The sequence below is a fragment of the Vibrio sp. 811 genome (genome assembly GCF_033339195.1).
In genome coordinates this window covers 1-502 of sequence record NZ_JAWOUB010001024.1, presented here as the reverse complement: position 1 = coordinate 502, position 502 = coordinate 1, and the positions used below count along the sequence as shown (strand labels likewise).

General features: G+C 47.8%; 1 protein-coding gene. It reads left to right on the top strand.

From position 1 onward, the window contains the following. Window positions 1-473, top strand: a 473-nt coding sequence (locus R7Q46_RS30695; RefSeq protein ID WP_318078780.1) for a TMEM165/GDT1 family protein, incomplete at its 5' end; no start/stop codon positions are given. Between the last annotated feature and the right edge of the window lie 29 nt (window positions 474-502).

Sequence of the window (502 nt, the reverse complement as noted above, 5' to 3'; positions counted from 1 at the left end):
CCAGTCGTTACCGCAAACCCATTCCCATTATTGCAGCTATCTTTTTGGCGACCATTGCCAACCACGCTTTAGCTGCATGGTTAGGTGTGGTAGTGGCCGACTATCTATCTCCTGATGTTTTAAAATGGGTGCTGGTGGTCAGTTTTGTTGCCATGGCCGCTTGGGTTCTGATCCCAGACAAACTGGATGACGACGAAGAGATCTCGAATCGTGGACCATTCATTGCCAGCTTTATTGCCTTCTTTGTCGCTGAAATCGGTGATAAAACTCAGATTGCGACTTCCATTCTAGGCGCGCAATACGCGGATGCGCTGAGTTGGGTCATACTTGGCACGACCATTGGTATGCTGTTGGCCAACGTGCCAGTGGTGTTGATTGGTAAGCTTTCAGCAGACAAGATGCCATTGGGTTTGATCCGTAAAGTAACCGCTGTTTTGTTCGTGTTATTGGCTATTGGTGCGGCCTTCTTTTAATGGTTTGAAGCAGATAACGTAGCCTGAAA